The 21,215-nt window shown below is 47.4% G+C and carries 21 protein-coding genes and 1 pseudogene; 4 read left to right on the top strand and 18 right to left on the bottom strand.

The genetic code is table 11. From position 1 onward, the window contains the following. Positions 1-69: 69 nt before the first annotated feature. Entirely contained in the window at positions 70-360 is a 291-nt protein-coding gene (locus tag DXD78_RS20510) for a hypothetical protein (protein WP_005856047.1), read from the top strand. A gap of 88 nt (positions 361-448) precedes the next feature. On the opposite strand, the gene DXD78_RS20505 is transcribed toward DXD78_RS20510, so the two are convergent. The 15 genes and pseudogenes from DXD78_RS20505 to DXD78_RS20435 all read right to left on the bottom strand — a co-directional run bounded on the left by DXD78_RS20505 (position 449) and on the right by DXD78_RS20435 (position 11,968). Continuing rightward, positions 449-1,168, bottom strand: coding sequence for a hypothetical protein (locus tag DXD78_RS20505; RefSeq protein WP_005856055.1), 720 nt, complete (start codon positions 1,166-1,168; stop codon positions 449-451). Between the two features lie 4 nt (positions 1,169-1,172). Further along, on the bottom strand, positions 1,173-2,093 hold the full coding sequence (locus DXD78_RS20500; RefSeq protein WP_005856057.1) for a relaxase/mobilization nuclease domain-containing protein: 921 nt from the start codon (positions 2,091-2,093) through the stop codon (positions 1,173-1,175). Then, positions 2,059-2,442, bottom strand: a complete 384-nt coding sequence (locus DXD78_RS20495) for a MobC family plasmid mobilization relaxosome protein (RefSeq protein WP_005856059.1) — start codon at positions 2,440-2,442, stop codon at positions 2,059-2,061. Before DXD78_RS20495 ends, DXD78_RS20500 begins: the two co-directional genes overlap by 35 nt. Positions 2,443-2,587: 145 nt before the next feature. Further along, complete coding sequence (locus DXD78_RS20490; protein WP_007665528.1) at positions 2,588-3,553, bottom strand: toprim domain-containing protein; 966 nt, start codon at positions 3,551-3,553, stop codon at positions 2,588-2,590. 163 nt (positions 3,554-3,716) lie between these two features. Next, on the bottom strand, positions 3,717-4,790 hold the full coding sequence (locus DXD78_RS20485) for an AAA family ATPase (protein WP_005856070.1): 1,074 nt from the start codon (positions 4,788-4,790) through the stop codon (positions 3,717-3,719). After that, on the bottom strand, positions 4,780-5,133 hold the full coding sequence (locus tag DXD78_RS20480; RefSeq protein ID WP_005856071.1) for a helix-turn-helix domain-containing protein: 354 nt from the start codon (positions 5,131-5,133) through the stop codon (positions 4,780-4,782). Before DXD78_RS20480 ends, DXD78_RS20485 begins: the two co-directional genes overlap by 11 nt. 252 nt (positions 5,134-5,385) lie before the next feature. Continuing rightward, positions 5,386-5,790, bottom strand: a complete 405-nt coding sequence (locus tag DXD78_RS20475) for a helix-turn-helix domain-containing protein (protein WP_005856072.1) — start codon at positions 5,788-5,790, stop codon at positions 5,386-5,388. 3 nt (positions 5,791-5,793) lie between these two features. Further along, on the bottom strand, positions 5,794-7,023 hold the full coding sequence (locus DXD78_RS20470; protein ID WP_005856073.1) for a site-specific integrase: 1,230 nt from the start codon (positions 7,021-7,023) through the stop codon (positions 5,794-5,796). Positions 7,024-7,199: 176 nt separating this feature from the next. Beyond that, positions 7,200-8,516: pseudogene (locus DXD78_RS20465) on the bottom strand (TraG family conjugative transposon ATPase); the annotation flags it as partial. Beyond that, positions 8,513-8,845, bottom strand: coding sequence for a DUF4133 domain-containing protein (locus DXD78_RS20460; protein WP_004291514.1), 333 nt, complete (start codon positions 8,843-8,845; stop codon positions 8,513-8,515). The pseudogene DXD78_RS20465 and the gene DXD78_RS20460, both read right to left, overlap by 4 nt. Before the next feature lie 10 nt (positions 8,846-8,855). Continuing rightward, entirely contained in the window at positions 8,856-9,173 is a 318-nt protein-coding gene (locus DXD78_RS20455; RefSeq protein WP_002560983.1) for a DUF4134 domain-containing protein, read from the bottom strand. A 201-nt stretch (positions 9,174-9,374) separates the two neighbouring features. After that, positions 9,375-10,103 (bottom strand): hypothetical protein, encoded by a 729-nt coding sequence (locus tag DXD78_RS20450; RefSeq protein WP_004304280.1) that lies wholly within the window; start codon positions 10,101-10,103, stop codon positions 9,375-9,377. Between the two features lie 16 nt (positions 10,104-10,119). Then, positions 10,120-10,473 carry a DUF3408 domain-containing protein gene (locus tag DXD78_RS20445; RefSeq protein ID WP_004291505.1) on the bottom strand — a complete coding sequence of 118 codons (354 nt, stop codon included), beginning with the start codon at positions 10,471-10,473 and terminating at the stop codon, positions 10,120-10,122. Between the two features lie 2 nt (positions 10,474-10,475). Next, a complete protein-coding gene (locus tag DXD78_RS20440) occupies positions 10,476-10,916 on the bottom strand; it encodes a DUF3408 domain-containing protein (RefSeq protein WP_004291503.1) in 441 nt (146 codons plus the stop codon). 2 nt (positions 10,917-10,918) lie between these two features. Beyond that, positions 10,919-11,968: a ParA family protein gene (locus tag DXD78_RS20435; RefSeq protein WP_004291492.1), complete on the bottom strand. Its 1,050-nt coding sequence runs from the start codon at positions 11,966-11,968 to the stop codon at positions 10,919-10,921. Positions 11,969-12,389: 421 nt separating this feature from the next. Here DXD78_RS20435 and mobA point away from each other — a divergent pair, with 421 nt between their 5' ends. From mobA to mobC, 3 genes are read left to right on the top strand one after another with little or no spacing between them, the layout of a single operon-like run. Beyond that, positions 12,390-12,818, top strand: coding sequence for a conjugal transfer protein MobA (mobA, locus tag DXD78_RS20420; protein ID WP_004291488.1), 429 nt, complete (start codon positions 12,390-12,392; stop codon positions 12,816-12,818). Next, entirely contained in the window at positions 12,797-14,044 is a 1,248-nt protein-coding gene (gene mobB, locus DXD78_RS20415; RefSeq protein ID WP_004291483.1) for a conjugal transfer protein MobB, read from the top strand. Before mobA ends, mobB begins: the two co-directional genes overlap by 22 nt. A gap of 30 nt (positions 14,045-14,074) precedes the next feature. Beyond that, complete coding sequence (gene mobC, locus DXD78_RS20410; protein ID WP_004291482.1) at positions 14,075-16,093, top strand: conjugal transfer protein MobC; 2,019 nt, start codon at positions 14,075-14,077, stop codon at positions 16,091-16,093. A 131-nt stretch (positions 16,094-16,224) separates the two neighbouring features. Here mobC and DXD78_RS20405 read toward each other — a convergent pair whose 3' ends face one another. From DXD78_RS20405 to DXD78_RS20395, 3 genes are all read right to left on the bottom strand, one after another. Continuing rightward, positions 16,225-19,479, bottom strand: coding sequence for a P-loop NTPase fold protein (locus DXD78_RS20405; protein WP_004291481.1), 3,255 nt, complete (start codon positions 19,477-19,479; stop codon positions 16,225-16,227). A gap of 16 nt (positions 19,480-19,495) precedes the next feature. Continuing rightward, on the bottom strand, positions 19,496-20,626 hold the full coding sequence (locus tag DXD78_RS20400) for an ATP-binding protein (protein ID WP_004291480.1): 1,131 nt from the start codon (positions 20,624-20,626) through the stop codon (positions 19,496-19,498). A 301-nt stretch (positions 20,627-20,927) separates the two neighbouring features. Further along, a partial coding sequence (locus DXD78_RS20395) for an RteC domain-containing protein (protein WP_199607956.1) occupies positions 20,928-21,215 on the bottom strand: 288 nt, incomplete at its 5' end.

Raw genomic sequence — 21,215 nt, 5'->3', positions numbered from 1 at the left:
TAAACAAATTATTAATCAGAATTCTGTTGCATTTGCAAGTTGAATTCAGCATTAAATTTAAACTAAAAAATGGGAACATTAGGCTGTATAAATGATATGCTACAACGGGACAAAGAGAACCGTGAGCTTCGCAAATTGAATAAAGAAAGGATGAAAGAACATCATAAATACCTCGTAAACAAGGGAAAAAATATTAATTTATCCAACATTTCCATTGAAACGATAGAGGAAATCCGTAAAAATACCATAGCAAAAGAACAGTCAGACCAAATTTATCTATTCAAGGCATATATAATTTTTGCAATATGCCTTTTAGGATTATTTTTATTGGGCATACTTTGTTATAAATTATTCTTCTGAATACCTAACGACATGCTGTCCGAAGAAAAATAAATGAATTTGAAAAGCCGGGCGATAAACATGATTCATCACTCCGGCTTTACTCCACTTATGGCTTACCTAGTTTATCGGCTTCCTTTCTCAACAGCTCGGCTTGTTCATTGAGTAGCCTTGCACGCTCCAACGCTTCCGCCTGCTTCCTGCTGCGATACTCAAAATCTATCACAGAATCGGTTAGACTTTGGATAAAACCGTTATCCCTCTGCCAATTGAATTTGGTTTCCAGTATATCAAAGACTTCCCCGTCTGCCTGTCCTTGCATCAGCAAATAGCGGTATTTCATATCGTTGTCCTGCAACTGCTGCATACGTTCAGCCAAACGGACATTCAAGAATATGGAAACGGAACAGACAACCAGCACTGCCGAAAAAACAAACAATTCCGGACGAATCCAAGAAGCGACCTTGTTGTAAATCCGTTGATAGAACGGTAAGGGCGTAGCTTCCTCTTTATCCGTCCTGCAAGAGCCCAAAGTATCAATCATCACCTTGAAACAACGGTAGGTTTCCAATGTTATTTTCTTGGTGTCCTCTATGTTCTTCTGCTGACCTTGCATCCTGCTCCTTATGTCGTCAAGTTGGCTTTGAATAACCTGCAACTTTTCTTCGGGAACAGCCGAATTACTGTGCAGTTCCGACAACGCTTGTTCGATTGTTCCCAGCCGTTCGAGAGTTTCCTCCCGGCTGGCTGGCGTTACCTGTGCTTCCAGCTTCTCTTTCAGTTCCGTAACCATAGAGAGAAGCCCCTCTAAAATCAAATTGTCTTCCATGTCTTTACAATTTAAGTTGTTTTTTCTTTTTCTTCTTCTTTCTCAAATTAAAATTAGGTTCTTCATCCACTGGGGGAGAAGAAGCGGAAAACAGACCGAGTGAACCTGTTATCAACGGGCTGTCAGCCTTGCTCGGTGCAGGTGCCTGCTCCCGAACGGGTGCGAAAGTTGTTTGCCGTTGGCTTTCGGCAACATTCATTCCTGCATCCCCGAAACATTTATCCAGTTTGGAAAAACTGAAACTGCGGTCTATCTCCGAACCCTTGAACGTGTATTCGCCTTTGGAAATGGATATGCCCTGTATCTCGCTTGTCTGTCCCTTATACTTGAACTGGATAGCAATACCCATTTCCGCTAACCGCTGCTGTAACTGCTGCCAGTTACGGGATTTGCCGATTTCATTCTTCACAGCCGTGTAAATCTCGTATTTCGACTTGTCCGGCTCTTTCAATCGGTGCTGCTTCACCTGCTCTTTCCCCTTGGCGAAATAAAGCCCGTGTTTGGCTTTCAGCTTCTTGCATACCTGTTCGTTACGGTACATGTCGTTCCTGTCCGAAATGCTCTTGCCGTTGTTGTCTATGCGGTTGAACACGATATGCACATGTGGATGTTCCCGGTCTTGGTGGCGCACGATGATATACTGCGTATCGGTGATTTTCATTTCACGCATATACTCCTGCGCAAGCTGTATCATCTTCCCGTCCGTCAATTTAGGTGCATCCACTGCCGAATAGCTTAACGCAATATGTCCTACCGGCTTTTTCAAGTCGGGATTCATCCCGGTCTGCATACAGAAGCTGCGGATTATATCGCTCCGGCTTTCCGTCAGAACCCCGTCCGCATGAAGCAAAACCGCCTGCTCCTTGCCAAGCACATAGTTCACACAGCCCTTAAAACCGCTTCCCTTTTTTATTTTTCCAATCATCCGACAAATGGTTTATGATTTCAACAATCCTATCTTTGAGCTTCAAAAGTTCCACCGCAACCAGTGCGAAACCTCCGGCATTCGCCCGGTGCGCCAACTGATTGATGTTGTTGGCTTCCCCTGCCAGCTTGCGGATGGTGTCCGCATCCTGCCTGTTCAGCCGGGGGATGACCTCTGCCGAAACAACCGCCTGCCGGACATACTCACTGATACGTAACCCGGCTTCCCCGGCTCGCTTTCTGATGGCGTAATACTGCAACTCGGTCAGTTTCGTACTGACTACTTTTTTCTGCTTGTCCGTCCGTTTTTTTGCCGGACGACCGCCCGGCTTGTCCTGTATCTTCTTCATGTCTTTTTACTTTTAGGTGGTATATTAGAAATTGCGACCAACGGGAGCGATTTCCTTTGCGGTGAGCAAAGCAAGATGGTTTCGGTATACCGAAACATAACCTTGCTCTCCAAATAAACCGCCAGCCGTTGGTAGTCCTGCCGGATTAAATGCCCCTGCCTCTCTTTTGTCTTGGGGCGGCACGTTGTCCGGTTTCCTGCTTCGTTTCCTGCACTTGGCTGGCTGCGTTTTTCCGTTCCTGCTTCCTGCCGCACAGGTAATCGTTCAAGTCCGAATATCCCCTGTAATTGTGTGAGAAGTCACGTACACGGTAGGAGTATTCCAACTCGATATCCCGTGTCGCTTCATATCCAGCCTTGTCATTGTCAAGCATACAGTGGATGCGTTCATACGGGGACATCACGTCAAGGGCTTTCGACACATTGGCGGTAGAGTTAAGAATGACATAATCCTGCCTGTCAAGGTCGGGCATGGTCGGACAGTTCCTCATGCGGAGCGTAAGGAAAGAGAGGTAGTCCATGAAACCCTCGAACACCAGACATTTCTCTCTCGGCTCTCCCTGCTGCCGTATATGGGTGATGTCTTTCGGGGCGATGCAGCCTTTGAAAAAAGAGTTGCGCACCTCATAACCTCCTGTCATGTTCGGGAAACCGATAGCGAAGAACGGTCTGCCGTTATTGGTAAAATGGAGTTCCTTACATTCTCTTTTTGCCAGTTCGATATTGATACCCCGTCCCTGCAAGTAACGGAGCAATGCCGGATGGGTAAGGTCACGGACTTCCAAATGCTGGAAACTCGGTTCTTTCCTACGCTGGGGAAAAGAAAAACTGACCGGACGGATGTGCGGTGTCTGTTCCGCTATCCGGTTTAAAAGGTATGGCAAGCTGTCGGAACAATAGAGTTCCTTTGCCAGTGCGATGATGTTGCCGCCCTTGCCTGCGCCAAAGTCATACCAAAGGTTGCGGTCAGTGTTCACCTTGAAAGACGGTTCGTGTTCCTCCCTTAACGGTGATTTGTACCATAAGCCGTTACCCTGCTGCTTGACAGGAGAGTAACCTAAACTATGCAGATAGTCTGCGATGGGTATTTGTTTTACATCTTCGATGTTCATAACATTTTCTTTTTTGGGGATTAAAAAATAGTTGAAAAATGCGCCAGTCCTGTTTAGTTCGTTATATATATACCCGTACCATACTAAACCTGCTTGTTCCGATACAGGGAAATAGTAAGTCCGTTCCTCTTATATATACACCCGGACTAAACCAAACTGACTTTTAATAATGGAAATCGGGATTATAGCGGTAACCCTTACCCTCTTTCACAATCATGCGCTTGTTCACAAGGAACTTGTTCAGTTCCACATGGATATTGCGCCCACGCTCGTAGCCGATACTTGCATAGCCTTGTTTCAAGGTCTTTAGGACATTCTCGTAACCATATATAACCTGTTTGCCAAAACCGTTTTCCAAAGCCGTCCTGTGCTGTTGCTCCGTCAGTTCTGCCAGTGGAAAGCCCCTGTCTTGGCTGGGCTGCTTGAATACATAACCGTCCACAGCTTCCGGCAATGCGCTGTCGTTGATACGGAATGCGAACGGGTCAAACTCCCGGTCACGTATGTGCATCGCCTTTACCTCGCTTATGTTACCGTCCTGCTGGCTTTTCGTGATTTGCAGGACGGTTTCAGCCTTGTTGTTCAACTCCGTACCGATATGCCCCCTTGTGTTGTCATCCCCCTTGTTCAAATGCAGTACGGTATGGATATGCAGGTTATATCCGCTTGACCAGCGCATTAAGAGGTTGATTAGGTCTGTCGATTCGCTGGGGCTGTTGATGTCGTACATCAAATCACGGATTCCGTCAATGATGAGCAACCCCACATCGGGCATATTTTCCAGCATATAGCCGATAATCTGCTTCCGCTTGTCGGGTGTCTGCTCCCTTAGCACGATGAAAACAAAATCCTCCCTGTCCTTGTCGGTAGGCAGTCCTGCAAGCCGCAAAATACGCTCCATTACCTTATGGCAATGGTATTTGCTCTGCTCGGTATCTACATAGAGGATTTTCCGTTTGTTCGGTGGCAGGCATGCCGAATACTTCAGTACCTCGTCATTCTTCAACGCTGCCGCAACGATAGCGGAGATGTTGAATGTCTTTTTGCTCTTGGCTTTACCCGTGGATGCGCTGAAATTACCCAGCGTGCCAATGGTAGAGCCGTTCACCCAAAGTATTTCGGGCGGCACTTCATAAGTGTCCGTCACTTTCAGATGAATGGTTTTCCAAAGGGCTGCGAAATCCTCTTTCTGCATGGTGACATCCTGCCCGGCTTCTTCTTTCCTCTTATTTTCCATAATTACGGATTTTCCGGTTTGCGCTCTTGGCGATGGCGAGTGCCGCCTCGTCCTTGTCGTTTACCCTTTTTGCAAGGTTTTCCGCCCACGTGAGAAGCTCTTTCCGTGAGAAAAGCAATTTGTTCCCGTATTTGCGGAACGGCACTTCCTTTTTGGCGGTCAGCTTGTAGAGCCGTGCCTTTGAAATCAGAAAACCGTGTCGTTCCAGCACCTCTACCGCCACATCGGGCGTGAGGTTGTCGGGTTCGTTCCTCGGCTGGGTGAATCCAGCCAATGACTGGGAAACGGTTTCGCTCACGATAGCCCGGAGTTCTTCGGGCGTTGTCAAAATAATGTTTGTCATATTTTCTTCCTTTTTTAGTTATTACTTGGCTACCGTCATAGCCGTTGCAACCGGTTGATGCCGCAAAGGAAGAATAAAAGAAACCGATTATTCAATTACTAATCACTTGACACAGACCGGACAACTTGGGACAATGCAGGACATCCGGCAAGATTGGAACGGGATAAAAAAGGGACAAACGATGTATTGGCGATTTTTGTCCTTCCAACACACCGTTTGTCCTATGTATGTTAAGTGATTATGCGAATGCCGCTATTTTACATCCTTTAACCTTTCAAGTTGGGAAACGACTTCTTTTATTACGAAATATTTGCTTCCCGACAGCCCTATGTCCGAACGGGATATGAAACCGAGTTCCTCCCACCGGGCTACGGTCTGCCTGCTCACGCCCGCCATTTTCGCCAATGTCTTTTGGTCTATCAGTTCCCTGCCCTCGAATACGGGGTACTTGTATTTACGGGTGGCATGGCTGAACCTTATTTTCTCTATCGCCTTGTCCACGTCTTTGACGGCGGGGGGAATATATGATTTTACTTGCAGTACGGCTTCTTCTATTTCGTAGCCTGCATATTCGGGATTCTGCGCCAGTTCCCCGTAAATGGCACTGAAACATTCAAGGTGTCTAATCTTCACCGTCTTGGTTTTCTTGTTCGGCATGGCTCAATCGAATTTGGTTAATAACTGCGCATTCCTTATCCGCTCCTCCTGCTCGAAACTGGCGAGGTAGTTCTCCGTGATGGCAAGGCTTGAATGCCCCAAACTCTCGGATATGTAAGCGATGTTCGTTCCGCTACGTTTTAAGACAGTCGCATAGGAATGCCGGGCGGAATAGGTCGTGAAACGGGGGACACCGACAGCTTGGGCTATTTTAGCCAAAGCGATGTTGCAACGGTGCGTTACCCGTCTGACAATATTGGAAATGACAAATTCGTCCTCCGTGTCTTTGGCATACTTGAAAAGGAAAGTATCGGGATTCCCTTCGTCCGGGTTTCCCCACCGTTTTATAATATCCCGCATTTCGGGAGTGAGCACCGCCCTTATTTCCCGTATATGGTTGGACGTGTGCGATGTCTTGGAGCGTACAAAGCAGATTTCACCGTCCACGATGTTCCCATACCGCAAGAAAAGCATATCCCTGAAATTGATTCCGTTGCACAGGTAGGAGAAAAACCAAAAGTCCCGGTACTTTTCAACGGTCTTGCTGCCCTTGTATGTCACGACTTTTTTTATCTGTTCCATCGTCAAGGCTAACTTTCGGCTGTTGCCGCTCGGAATCTCGTACTTTCCCCTGCCGAACGGGTATTGGGCTTCTTTCAAAATCCCGTTGCGCCTTGCGTCATTCACCACACATTTAAGGGCTTTCATATAGAAATTTATGGTGGTGACGGTCTTGCCCTCGTTCCGCAGGAACTTGTCAAGGCGTGACAGCCAGTCCGCAGAAACCGCAGAGAACGGCACGCTGCCGCCTGCGAACCGTTCTATGCTTTTCAACGTGCTGCGATAGTTATAATAGGAATTTACCTGCCCGTTGAGTTTGAATGCGTCTATTTTCCCCTGTATGGCTGTGTTAAGGGTTGTACCAGTACATCTGCCCAACCTCATGCTGAGCGCATCGAAACAGAAGTCCCCACGTTCCGCAAGGGCTTCCACTTGGCTTTTTATGATGGAGAAACTGTTTTCCACGCTTGCCCGTATCTCAATCAGTCTGCGGCTCTTGCTTTCGGCAAGGATTTCCCAGTCCTCTTTGGACAATTCCTTTCCGGTGGAATAATATTTCTGCTTGCGGTTGTGTATCACTTGTATCTTGACAGGGAACAGACCGCTTTTCTTCGCCCTGCGTGCATCCAGTACCGACAGTACGGATATGCCATCTTTTGAATACTTGAACATAGGCTGCCTTGTTTATTGTTATATGTCTATTTTGTACATACGATTTGCATACAAAAATAGAGATTATCGGAAAAAATAGCAAATCAAAAGCCAAATCATTTTCCTAACAATCTCTAAATATCAGCTATTTATATATAAATTCAAACAATATAAAAACGGCAAAAATATAGGGTATTATTACGGTTGGTCGTGATACCTCGCTTCATGGGCAGGTCGGAGATGTCAAGGTGCAGCGGTTTTCCCGTGAGCCTGTCCACCATCTTGATGCCGAAGGGCGAGAGCGAGCTGCGGTAGTTGGTTTCCTCTGTGAACAGGCACACCGCCTGTTCGATGAAGGTGTGGAAACTCTCTTCCGCCGGGAAGTCCGCCGCATTGCCGGGTATCGCCGCCCAGTAGAGTGTCGGGCAGTCGATGGTGTTGTGGCGCGGCACGCATTCCATGCTTGCCAACTGGCTGCCCACGTCGTTCTTGATATGCTTCAGTTCCTCCGCATCGTCGCTCCACGCCATGACGTTGAAGTGTGCCCGTACCGAGGTCAGTCCGTAGGAATGGGCTTCGTTCAGGTATTGGTCTATCCACTCGCGGTTGATGCTGTTGCTCCTTGAATAGCGAGATAGCGACTGCATGTTACGGGCGGACTTCTCGAACTTCTGCAAGGTTTCCTCACTGTTGTCTATCAGCACATACTGGTTGTAGATATGGTTGCAGGAGAGCAGAAGCCCCACCGGGGAGGCGAATGACAGTCGGCAGTCACTCCGGTCGGTGGAGAGCTTCTCGTAACGGGTGTCGGTAGCCACCTTGCCCGGCAGGTCTTCCGCGTCGGAGAGGGTGTGCAGACACAGGCGGTTGTCGCCGATGCGCATCTCCCTTGCCGAAAGCTCGATGTCCTGCAAGGTGGTGTCACCTTCCGGCATGAGCGAGAAGTAGCGTTCAATAAGTCCCGTCTTTCCCTCAGTACCCACAATCTCATCGGTGGAGAGGCGGCGCAGCCTGACAAGCCCGCTGTCGTTCATGATGCGCTCGAACTGTTCGCAGGCTTCCAAGAACTTGGTCGTGGTTTCCCTGTCCAGCTCCTTCGGGATGATATGTCCCCGGCACAGCGTGCTGAAATTGCTCTGCATCCGGTTACGCTCCTTTGTTGTCTTGGTCAGGTAGAGGTAGCAGGTGTGTTTCAGGTACGGACGCTCGTTGAAGTGACGCTCGAAAGAGCGGCTTAAAAAGCTCATGTCGTCCTTCTGAAGCTCCGGTTTGTAGCGTTCCTTGATGAACCAGTCCTGTTTGTGGACGACGGAGTAGTCCGGCAGCACCTTGATAGCCTTGCACCAGCAACTGTGTATCGCCTCGTACTCCGCACCCGTCACGGTGTAAAGTTCCGGTAGTTCCACCTCGAAAGCCACCGTGATGTCGGCGTCCTTTGAGATGATGCAGCCATGCTCCACCGCTAAAAGTGGGAACCTGTTTTCCAGTGTTGTCATTTTCGATGTATTCCTCATTGTCTTTCTTCCTTTCGTTGTCGTTTGAACAGACGGGTTATCCGCCGCCGGTTGATAAGGTATCGGGGATGGCTCCGTGCCGCTCCTAATTTCATCAGCCCGTGTTCACCGTACCGGGCGTTCAGCGCGAAGGTCTGCCATACAAGGAGGGAGGACGATGCCGCGCCGAAGCCGATACATATCCACTGGTCGATACCGACCATGTAGAGGATGACGAACAGGACGAAGAGAGCCAGCAGACCTCCGCAGAAGATGAAGAGGTACTGTGCCTTCAAGCCCTTGAACTCTACCGGACGGCCGATACCCTTGTTGATTGGGTATTCAGCCATACATTATTTATTAAAGGAAGAATGAGCGCAGGATGGTGGCGGCAACAATCAGGAAGATGCACGCGCCGAACCACGAGGCGGCTGTCTTGCTGGTGTCGGGGTCGCCCGATGAAAACTTGCCGTACACTTTTACGCCCCCGATAAGCCCGACGACTGCACCGATGGCGTATATCAGTTTAGTTCCGGGGTCGAAATAAGAACTCACCATAGAGGTGGCTTCGTTGATGCCCGCGATGCCGTTTCCCTGCGCGAAAGCGGAGGCGGTTGCGGCGATGACAAGTGCCGCGGAGAGGATTGCTTTTCTGTTTTTCAAGATGTTCTTGTTCATAAACTGTTCTTGTTTTTTGCCGTCAAAAGGGTGGATGGTCCTTTGTCGGGCGGTTGATACTTTGTTTCTTTACTTTGGTTTTAGTGGATGCCCGTTTGTTTCCACGGACGTGGGCGTGTCCGTTGCGGATGGGGATGCGCCTTGCGTTTCCTCGCCGCGTGGGTTGATGTCATTCTTTCATGTTCATTTCTTTTATTGTTGTCATACATAGTTGCGAATGTCGAACTCCTCGATGTTGTCCGGCACGACGAACTCCTTTTCAGATTTCTTCAGCCGAATCTCGATAAGCCCCTTGATGCGGATGCCTATCTCCGAAGAGCCTTCCATCATTTTCTCGTACAACTCCGTGCCCTCCATGTCGGTGAACACCTTAGCCGCCTTTTCACGTTCCGCCTGTGTCGCGTCCGGGTTTTTGGCGGTCTTGCAGGCGTCGTCAATCTCGTCAAAGCTGCTGCCCGAAGCCCGTGGCGTGTCCGAGGCGTCCTCTTCCGGTTCGTCGTCCCCGTATCCCAGTTCCTCCGGCGGTATGCTCGTGAAGGTCTCATCGAGTTTTTCCTCCGGGACTTGTGCCGGGCGGGATGCGTTTCCCGTTTTTCCGTCGTCAAAAGTAGCCTCTTCCTCCGACAGCTCAATGCCTTTTTCAATAGTGGCGGCTTCTTGCGTCGGTATGGCAGCGGTTGTCCGGGTGGATGCCATCCTGAAACGGCTCTTGCCGATGATGTCCGCCTTTTCCGCAGGGACTTCCTCGTGTGCCGCTATGCGTTTAGCCTCATTCCCGTCCAGTGACCGCCATAATCCGACAATGCCCTTGAAGAAGCGGACAATCCGCGTGTCCATGATGCGCTCGTAAAGGAGCAGGAACAGGAACCAGAGGTTGCAGCCGACCGATACCGCCAGCAGAATGTCTGTCATGCTGATTGTGTAATTCATATCCTTCCGTTTTTGGTTAGAATACTGAATTGTAATTTCGGGCATAAAGGCTCTTTATCGCATCTTCGCACTGGTTGAAGTGGTGCGTCAGCACATGGTCGATGTAAGCGGACAGCGTAAGCCGGTCATGCCCGATTACACGGGTGATACGCATGATACGCTCGTGGTACTCCGGGCGCACATACGCCATCTTCCCCTCACGTGCCTTTACTTCCGGGTCGCGGATGAACAGGCGTTCATAGTCCTTCTCACTGCATTTGCCGCTTACCGGGACAGGCGACAGTATTTCCACACTCGCCTGCACTTGGGTAAACATACCTCCGCAGTCTTGCTGTGGTCTTTTTTCATTCGGTGTCATTTCTTTTTCCATTTTCAAATCAGATCTTCACGTTGTTTCTTGTACAGTTCGTTGATTCTCTCCTTGTGCTGTTCCAGATGCTGGCGCAGCACGGTATCCACATATCCGCCTACTGAGATTTCCCCTCCGGCGATGTCGTTCACGATTCTGAGGATCTTGCCGTGGACGTCACGGCTGATATAGACACATTGGCGGGTCTTTATCTCGTTGCGGCGCAGGAATAGCTCGTTGTAGTCCTCGTCCTGCCTTTTCCGGCGTCCACTTTCCCTCTGCGCTTTTTCCCGTGTTACGGGTTGCACAGGAGATGGTTCCGGTGCGGCGGTGTCCTCTTCGGTCGGTGCAGCTGCGGGTACTTCCTGTGCGGGGCGCAGTGTCCCGTCCTGTGTGCGCCGCCCGATGGAGGCTAACAGCAGTTCCTCGTCGATGCCTTCCGTGTTCACTTTCCTGCTGCCCATGCTCACTGCGGTCTGATGATGTCGCTTATCTCTTCGGAAAACTCCCGGATGCCACTCCCTTTCAGCAGTGCCGTGTCCATCGGGAAGATGGTGGAGCGGAAAACGCTCTTGCGCTCTTCCGAAAGGTCACGGCGGAACTTCTTGCTGTCGGGCAAGCGGGTGGAAAGTACCGGAAAGCCCATTTCGGCTATCACTTCCTCGTAGATGCCGTACAAGTCGTTCCTCTCCCTGCCGTCCACCATCGTCCAGAACAGATGCAGCCCCTTTGTTTTCGCCTGTCCGGTAGTCATCAGCCTGTCGCGGAACATCGTGACGAATTTCAGGGTACTCTCCACGACAAAGCGGTCGGCACTCAGCGGAGTGAAAATGTAGTCCATCTGCGAGAGCGTCTTTATCACGCCGTTGCTTCGGAGTGTGCCGGGCATGTCGAAGAACACCACGTCGGGTTTCACGTCCTCAGTGGCAATCATCCTCTCGGCATCGTCGAGGGCGTTCACCGCATTGCTTTTGACGATGGTGTAGGCGTTCTTTTTGATCCGGCGGAAATGGTCGCAAGCGAGAGCCTTGAAGTAGGTGCTGCTGTCGATAAGCCCCATTTCGTGTTCGCGCAGCCCGTGGATGCTGTGCTGCGGGTCGTCGCAGTCCACGACGGCGACATTGTAGCCTTTCACGTTGTGCAGGTAGCTGGCGGCAAGTGCCGTGACAGTGGATTTGCCGATGCCACCTTTCTGTGTTGCGAATGCAACGAAGATTTCCTTACTCATAGTTCCATTTATTTTAATTGTTGATGATTTGTTTTTCTGTTTCCATACGGATTTGGCTGTCGCACCATCCGCTTCCGTGACTACACACGCAGGCGGGTCGTCGCGTATCCGGTTCTGTGGTGAAGCGGTGCGTCGGACAAATGGTGATTGACGACATTGCGTCATGAAGTCATTGAATCCATACGTCACCGAATTGTCGGAGAACCGGGTTTCCGACGGTTCGGGTATCCGTTTCGGCAAGTATCCGAAGAAGCGGATTTCCGGGTATTTGAATGTTCCGTTTATCATATCTTCAAATCGTTCGTTTCTTGAATCATGCTGCAAATAAACAAGTATATTTTGGAACCTGTATCACTTCTCCGGCAAGTGGCGGCACGTTGCGCCGGTTGGCAGTCATTGACCGGGTCAAGCATCTGTCCGATACCGCTTTAAGGGCGTAACTTTGCACCCGGACAGCAGGGTTCGCCGATGACGCGCGGCCCGGAGTCCTGAAAGGTATTTTCCCAATCCGTCCCCTGACGGATTTTTATGTTCACCTGAACATAGCAAGATGTCTTTTCAGCCGCTCAAAATATTTTGAGCAGCCACGAAAAGCACTTGCCCTTGCAGGGGGCGGGCTTTCCCTCCGAAGTCGGGAAGCCTTTCAGAACTGCGGTGCTGTAATCCGAAGCGGCGGCTTATGCCGTCAATCCGCTAAATCCAAAGTAATATGAAAGAGAAAAGGAAAAGCAAATCAGGGAGAAATCCCAAACTTGATCCGGCGGTGTACCGGTACACCGTCCGTTTCAACGAGGAGGAACACAACCGTTTCCTCGCCATGTTCGGAAAATCGGGTGTCTATGCACGGTCTGTTTTCCTCAAAGCGCACTTCTTCGGGCAACCGTTCAAGGTGCTGAAGGTGGACAAGACGTTGGTGGACTATTACACCAAACTGTCGGATTTTCATGCACAATTCCGTGCCGTGGGTACGAATTACAACCAAGTCGTGAAGGAACTGAGGCTGCATTTTTCAGAGAAAAAGGCGATGGCGTTGCTCTACAAATTAGAGCAACACACCGTCGAACTCGTGAAACTGAGCCGCCGGATTGTGGAACTTTCAAGGGAAATGGAGGCAAAATGGTCGCAAAAATCAGTGTAGGAAGTTCGTTGTACGGCGCGATTGCCTACAACGGGGAGAAGATTAACGAGGCGCAGGGGCGGCTTCTCACCACCAACCGCATCTACAATGACGGTTCGGGAACGGTGGACATAGGCAAGGCGATGGAGGGTTTTCTCACCTTCCTGCCACCGCAGATGAAGATCGAGAAGCCGGTGGTGCATATCTCTCTCAACCCGCACCCGGAGGATGTGCTGACCGATATTGAGTTGCAGAATATCGCCCGCGAGTATCTGGAAAAACTCGGTTTCGGAAACCAGCCTTATCTTGTATTCAAGCACGAGGACATCGACCGCCACCACCTGCACATCGTGACGGTCAACGTGGACGAGAACGGGAAAAGGCTCAACCGGGATTTTCTCTACCGCCGCAGCGACCGTATCCGCAGGGAACTGGAACAGAAGTACGGATTGCATCCGGCAGAACGTAAAAATCAGAGATTGGATAATCCGTTGCGCAAGGTGGCCGCATCGGCAGGTGATGTGAAGAAGCAGGTAGGCAACACCGTGAAGGCTCTGAATGGGCAGTACCGTTTCCAGACGATGGGCGAATACCGTGCGCTCCTTTCCTTATATAATATGACGGTGGAGGAAGCGAGGGGCAACGTGCGCGGACGGGAGTATCACGGGCTGGTCTATTCCGTCACGGACGACAAGGGTAACAAGGTGGGCAACCCGTTCAAATCCTCGCTTTTCGGGAAGTCCGCAGGCTATGAAGCCGTACAGAAGAAGTTTGTCCGTTCCAAATCGGAAATCAAGGATAGGAAACTGGCAGACATGACGAAACGCACCGTCCTTTCCGTGCTGCAAGGCACTTATGACAAGGACAAATTTGTATCCCAACTCAAAGAGAAGGGCATCGACACCGTACTGCGCTACACAGAGGAAGGGCGCATCTATGGGGCTACCTTCATCGACCACCGCACGGGATGCGTGCTGAACGGTTCGCGCATGGGTAAGGAGCTTTCGGCGAATGCCTTGCAGGAACACTTCACCCTGCCATACGCCGGACAACCGCCGATACCGCTATCCATCCCTGTGGATGCTGCGGACAAGGCACACGGGCAGACCGCCTACGACAGTGAAGATATATCGGGCGGTATGGGCTTGCTCACTCCCGAAGGTCCGGCGGTAGATGCCGAGGAAGAGGCTTTCATCCGGGCGATGAAGCGCAAAAAGAAGAAAAAACGCAAGGGCTTGGGTATGTAATCAGAGTATCAACAATTAAAAAATCAATGTATGTCACAACAAGAAGACGATTTGAGGGCATTGGCGAAAATCATGGATTTTCTGCGTGCCGTGAGTATCATTTTAGTGGTCATGAACGTGTACTGGTTCTGCTACGAAGCCATCCGGCTGTGGGGCGTGAACATCGGCGTGGTGGACAAAATCCTTCTGAACTTCGACCGCACGGCGGGGCTGTTCCATTCCATTCTCTACACGAAGCTGTTTTCCGTCCTTTTGCTTGCCTTGTCCTGTCTGGGTACGAAGGGTGTCAAGGGTGAGAAAATCACTTGGGGGAGAATCTGGACAGCATTTGCCGTCGGGTTCGTGCTGTTTTTCCTGAACTGGTGGTTGCTGCCCCTGCCGCTGCCGCTTGAAGCGGTGACGGGACTGTATGTCCTTACCATTGGAACGGGCTATGTCTGCCTGTTGATGGGTGGTCTGTGGATGAGCCGCCTGTTGAAACACAATTTGATGGAGGATGTTTTCAACAACGAGAACGAGAGTTTCATGCAGGAAACGAGGCTTATCGAAAGCGAGTATTCGGTCAATCTGCCGACACGTTTCTATTACAGGAAACGCTGGAACAACGGTTGGATCAATGTAGTTAATCCCTTCCGTGCGTCCATCGTGTTGGGTACGCCGGGCAGCGGCAAGTCCTATGCCGTGGTAAACAATTTTATCAAGCAACAGATTGAAAAGGGCTTTAGTCAATACATCTACGATTTCAAGTATCCCGACCTATCTACTATTGCCTACAACCATTTGCTGAACCACCCGGACGGCTACAAGGTAAAGCCGAAGTTCTATGTGATCAACTTCGACGACCCGCGACGCTCTCATCGGTGCAATCCCATTCACCCGGATTTTATGGAAGATATTACGGATGCCTATGAGAGTGCCTACACAATAATGCTCAACCTCAATAAAACGTGGGTGCAAAAGCAGGGCGACTTCTTCGTGGAGTCACCTATCATTCTGTTTGCCAGTATTATCTGGTATCTCAAAATCTATCAGAACGGGAAGTTTTGCACGTTTCCCCATGCTATCGAGTTTCTGAACCGCCGTTACGAGGATATATTTCCGATACTGACCTCTTATCCGGAGCTGGAGAACTACCTTTCGCCGTTCATGGATGCGTGGCTTGGAGGGGCTGCGGAGCAGCTCATGGGTCAGATAGCGTCGGCAAAAATCCCGCTTTCGAGGATGATTTCACCGCAGCTCTACTGGGTGATGTCAGACAGCGAGTTTACGCTGGACATCAACAATCCCGAAGAGCCGAAAATCCTCTGCGTGGGTAACAATCCCGACCGTCAGAATATCTACGGTGCGGCACTCGGTCTGTATAATTCCCGTATCGTGAAGCTCATCAACAAGAAGGGGATGCTGAAGTCATCGGTCATCATCGACGAGTTGCCCACAATATACTTCAAAGGGTTGGACAATCTTATAGCTACCGCCCGAAGCAACAAGGTTGCCGTGTGTCTGGGCTTTCAGGATTTCAGCCAGTTAGTGCGTGACTACGGGGACAAAGAGGCGAAAGTGGTGATGAACACTGTCGGCAATATTTTCTCCGGTCAGGTGGTGGGGGAAACAGCCAAGACGCTCTCCGAGCGGTTCGGTAAGGTGTTGCAGAAACGGCAGTCCATCTCCATCAACCGGCAGGATGTTTCCACCTCCATCAACACGCAGATGGACGCGCTCATTCCACCGAGTAAGATTTCCGGGCTTACGCAGGGAATGTTTGTCGGTTCTGTATCCGACAACTTCAACGAGCGTATCGAGCAGAAGATTTTTCATTGCGAGATTGTGGTGGATGCCGAAAAGGTGAAACGGGAAGAAAGTGCCTACAAGAAAATTCCCGTCATTACAAACTTCACGGACGAGGACGGCAACGACCGCATGAAGGAAACGGTGCAGGCGAACTACCGGCGCATCAAGGAAGAGGTGAAGCAGATTGTGCAGGAGGAACTGGAGCGTATCAAAAACGATCCGGTGCTGTGTAAACTGCTACCAGATAATGAGACTGTCTAACAAGTCCCCAAAATTGAAAATTATCCCTATCGAAGTTTGAAGTGACCCCCAAAAGTTGGATACAATTTTTTTGGGGGGCACTTCAGTTCTGACGGGTAAAATCGTAAAATTCGGACTTGTTAGACAAATACTTACGCGGTTTCAACCTCAGGTACTGAATCTATCGAATTGACAAATTTAACCAATTGCGGATCTGAATCTTTTTGTATGAGGTTTCGGAGACTCTTTTTCAATTCATAAGCATCATCCCCTGCTGTATTTATTAAATCCATATAAAAATCTTTGTTTTGCAGAATCAATGAACGGCATGCCCCATCGGAAATTACAGGTTTCACTATTTTATCAATAACGTCTCCAGCTTGACTTTTCAAATTACCATGCGATCTAAGCCATGTTTCGAAAAATTGAAACTTTATTGCATTGATAGTCTTTTTACCGATGCAGAAATCATTTCTTATATCGGTAACTGTCGATTTAATTTTTCGTTTATCCAATCTTTCAACTATATTCTTGAAACAATTAGGGAAAGGATTCAAACTTTGAGTTCCAGAAGCAATATCCATCAGAATCTTTTTGCCAAATTCAGTCAAGTTATCTGGCAAGGATTTGATTTTAGCCAGTAAATGTTTTATTGCGACAAACCAATAATATGATGTATGTGCTGTTCTTTGGGCGTATAATGTATCAACACTTATTTCAGACAACGCTTCGAACGCTATTTTATTGATATGATCGGTCAGGACATTGCTTATTTTAGTGGTCAAATCGTAAAAAGATGCGTCAGGAATTACATCTTTAATATTGTTCTTAGTGATATACTTATCCAAATCGGTATTCCACTCTGCTAAATGCTCGATAAATACCTCATCCGTTACACCTATTCTGTTCTTAATATCTTCAAATTGGGGCAATATGTCTGAGAGCAATAATTTATAGCCAAGTTTATGATTTACCATGTATTGTAGTGTTTCATTTAATAGCGGTATATTCCATCCCACACTATTTACTAATAAGTCTCCATGATCCACATAATAGTCCATGAGTTCTGCAACATATTTTATATCTCCACCCTCTATTAAGGAAACGGAATGACCATGTGCCAATTGCATGGCGACTAAATCGTAATATCCAGACTCTTTAATGTTTCGGCCATCAGTTTCTAATTCAGAATGCAACTGATTTATGTAGGTTGAATCTAACGTTACAGGTAAAGGTCTTTCTTCGTCAGATGCCAATAAACGATAGGTTGTAAATATAGCCCCTATATTATCTTTATTTACATTCTGTTCATCAATGCAATTCGTGATCGCTTGCAAAAGCGTTGGAAACGTATAGGTAGAATTATCTTTTAACGTTTTTACAATATCTGCATGGTCGAAATTATCGGGTAGTAAGTTTGCCAAATAATTATCGAGCGCCTCCGAATTTGTTGCTACTTGATAATATTTATATGCTTTAGTTGTCGCGTTATCCCGATAGGCAGCATCTGTTGCATTTGCAGCTTGAATATAATCGATAAATGTATTTGGCTTGACTGTTTTTGCTTCAATCAATGACGTAAAATCGCACGCCAACTTATTTTGCGCAATAAACCTGTCTATTGCATCTAACGTTTTGAAATAGTCGCCGCCATTGAAGTCATTGAACCGAACTATCTTCTTATATAATTGAGCAATCACATGGTTTTGGCTTTCCGTGTCTAAATGCAACAGCAGTTCTTGGTATTCGACAGGGAACACCTGCTTCTCTATGGATTCTTTTAATTTCAATTGTGCTATTCTTTGCCATACACGCAGAATAACATCGCTCTTTCGAGTTAATTTATGCAAACAATGTATAATCTTATCGATAAGCGCATTGTCCATACATTGTATAACTTCTTCTAATACAGTGTCAAATTGTTTATTAGTCTCTGCATATTGATTTATGTCGTGGTCTTCTTCTCCGTTGATGCAGCCTTCAATATATTTTTTCAATGGAATTTGTCGAGCATCTTCAACATCGACACCATATACCAAAGCTGCAATTTCGCGTTGTGTTTGCAGATCATTGTTAATTATTGTTTGAATGCCATTCAGATAGTCGCCGGACAATATTTGTTCTACTGGATTTGCCAGAATATCCGTCTTCTTCAAACAGAACAATGCTATGTTTATCATCAAAATTTCGTTACACCACTCTTGTTTAAGAGCGACCATCTCATTGATATATGATATAATTTCCCTAACATTGGCATTAGGATTTACCAATCTGAATATCCGATTTATAGTTTCTTTCGCTTCATTTTCTGTTTCTCCAAATGCTTCAACAAACAGTTTGTTGAATATACTTCGATAGTCGGTAATAACAGGAGGAGCAACACGATAAACAATAGGGAAAGTTTTATTGATAAAATACTTGGTCAGTTGTTTCGTTTGTTCGTCGGTCTCATCTCCGAATGCACAAGCTAAATGTGTTTCATCGAAAGGAATAACAGCCCAAACATTTTCAAAACCGCTATCGGCGAAGAACGTATGGATAGAAGACCATAATTCTTTTACTTTTTCAGCGGGGAGACGATCCATGTTGTCAAAAACAAGGACTAATTTACGTTGTCCTTTTTCCTTGATAAAATCAGAAATGTCTTGCATCCATGTTTTGAACTCGTAAACCGTTGGTTCGTCTTCGCTCAAAGTCTCATAGCAAACGTCCTTTTCGACTTTATCTTGATAAATAGCTAACATATAACTCCATCCATATTTATGATCTTTGCTATATGCCCATTTCCAAACGCACAATGCAATAAGAACTGGCAGTGCAGCTATGATAATAGACAATAAAGAAAACCACCATGTTGTGGGTGTAGGTTTTACTGCATACGCAATAAATGTAAATATCGGAGTTAAAACTGCAACCAAAAATGCCGCAACCATACCATTACTGATAAGGGGATATTTTTCGGTTACGGTCTCCGTTTTACGGGCTAATAAATATTTCAGCTTTTCAGACCATGATACGGTTTTCGTACCTCCACCTTTGACTTTTATTGTTGCATTTCCAGATAGGATACCATCATCAATAAGTTTGCTTGTAAGCAATTCCAATATAGAGCGGCGTTGCAAGTCCTCTTGATGTCCCCATGCGTCATACTCAAAAAAGTAATAGTCGTCTGATAATTCACGTTCCAACATTTTAACCACGTTGGATTTTCCAGATCCCCAAATACCTTCGATGCCGATAATTCGAGGTAAAGTACATTCCTCATCCAATGAATCATTCTGACAAAAATGGCGAGCAATAGTTTTTGCCAACCTTTCTTGCGAACCTCCATCGAATTTGTCAATACCACACGGTTTATTTTGGATAAACCGCGGATATTGCTGTTTGGATTGTAGTTTTGTTTCCATATACGTAATTTATTGATTATACGAACTCCAAATAATTCTCCCGATTTACCACATGAAACTCGGCATAGGGATAGGCTTCTTGGAAGGCTTTCGGTGCGGCCGGCATTTTATTTCCCCACTTGAACTCCAAGGCGGTAAGACTGTCGGCACTCTCCTCAATCAGGTCGATTTCCTGTTTGTCGTAGGTGCGCCAGAAATAGAACTCCCTGTGCAGTCCCTCATTGAAGTTCGCTTTGCGCCGCTCTCCGATGATGTAGTTCTCCCACAGCGCACCGACATCCTGCCGAATGGCCAGCGGTGAGAAAGCCCCGATAATGGCATTGCGAATGCCGTTGTCGTAGAAGTACCACTTGCCAGCTTTTGTAACCTCCTTGCGTAGGTTACGCGAATAAGCCCCCAGACGATAGATAACGAAGACCTTTTCCAATAGGTCGAGGTATTTTTCAACGGTCGTCTTGCTCATGCCGAGTTGTTTACCTAACTCTTCGTAAGAAACTTCGCTGCCCAACTGAAAAGCTATCAATCGCAGTAGATCGCGCATCTTGCTCGAATTTTTTAAGCCGTCAATTGCTAAGATATCTTTAAGCAGGTATGCACCGACAATATCACGTAGGTAGTCTGTTTTACGTTCATAGTTCTCCATCATTACTACTTCGGGATAGGAACCGTAAATCAAGCGCGCTTCGAGGTTCTGGCGGGTTTCAAGTGCCGTTTCCGTCTGTGCGATTTCCCGTTGCGAGAATGGTGTAAGGAGAAATTGCGTACTGCGGCCGACCAACGGTTCACCAGTCTTATTCAGCAAATCGAATGACGAAGAACCACTTGCCAAGACACTTATTCCCGGTATTTCATCAACTATCAACTTCAGAATACTACCGATTTGTGGTATGTTCTGTGCCTCATCAATAGCCAGCAAATCAATACCATCCAATAAATGCCGATAATTGGCTATTGAGCGATTCTCCAATAGTGCTAATGTGTCGTAGTCTTCGCCGTTGAGCATCATCGTCCTACCTGAATAGTTGTCCACAATTTTACGCATCATTACCGTTTTACCAACACGGCGAGCACCAAAAATCAGTACTGCTTTATTGGGCGCGATTCGTGCTGTAATCTTCTCTTGAAGTATTCTATTTACTGTTTCCATACCTTATAAAATATAATGCAAAGATAATCATATTTTTTTAATTGGCGAATTTTACAAAAAAAACGGGCTATTAAATGGCGATTTTTACAACCACAATCTTATGGAAGTTGTTTCATTGTTTTTAGTAATGATATATGTTCATACTATGATGACTCAATAATTTACCAGACATACGTTTCTGAAATTTGTCCTTATAGGAATGAAAAACTCACATATATTGTGCTAATTAATATATAATTAAATGAAAATAAAAAGACAGGATACGAGTATTCCTGTCTTCTCATATGTAATGGATATTTTTTTATTTTCTCATCCGCTCCAACTCCTCATCACGCAACATTCTCTCGTTCAGTTTTTCCTGCATCCTGTCAATGAAATAGGTGCGGCTTTCGTTCTTCCGGCGTTTGATATCAGTGTAGAAGCGGTAGCAGTCTTTAGAATCAACCCCGAATATCTTATAGAGAAGTGGGGCGAGCTGTTTGAGCGGCATATTGCCGTTGTTGATGTAGCCCATCACGTCTATGCCGTAGATAAGTTCCACGAGGTCGATGGCATTGCCCGTCCATTGAAGAAGGCTGGCGGTGGTTTC

Origin of the sequence: Bacteroides sp. D20 (assembly GCF_003436255.1) — a bacterium.
In the GTDB taxonomy this organism is placed as follows: domain Bacteria; phylum Bacteroidota; class Bacteroidia; order Bacteroidales; family Bacteroidaceae; genus Bacteroides; species Bacteroides uniformis.
The sequence above is the reverse complement of the archived record's forward strand: the minus strand, read 5'-3'. Positions and strand labels throughout refer to the sequence as shown.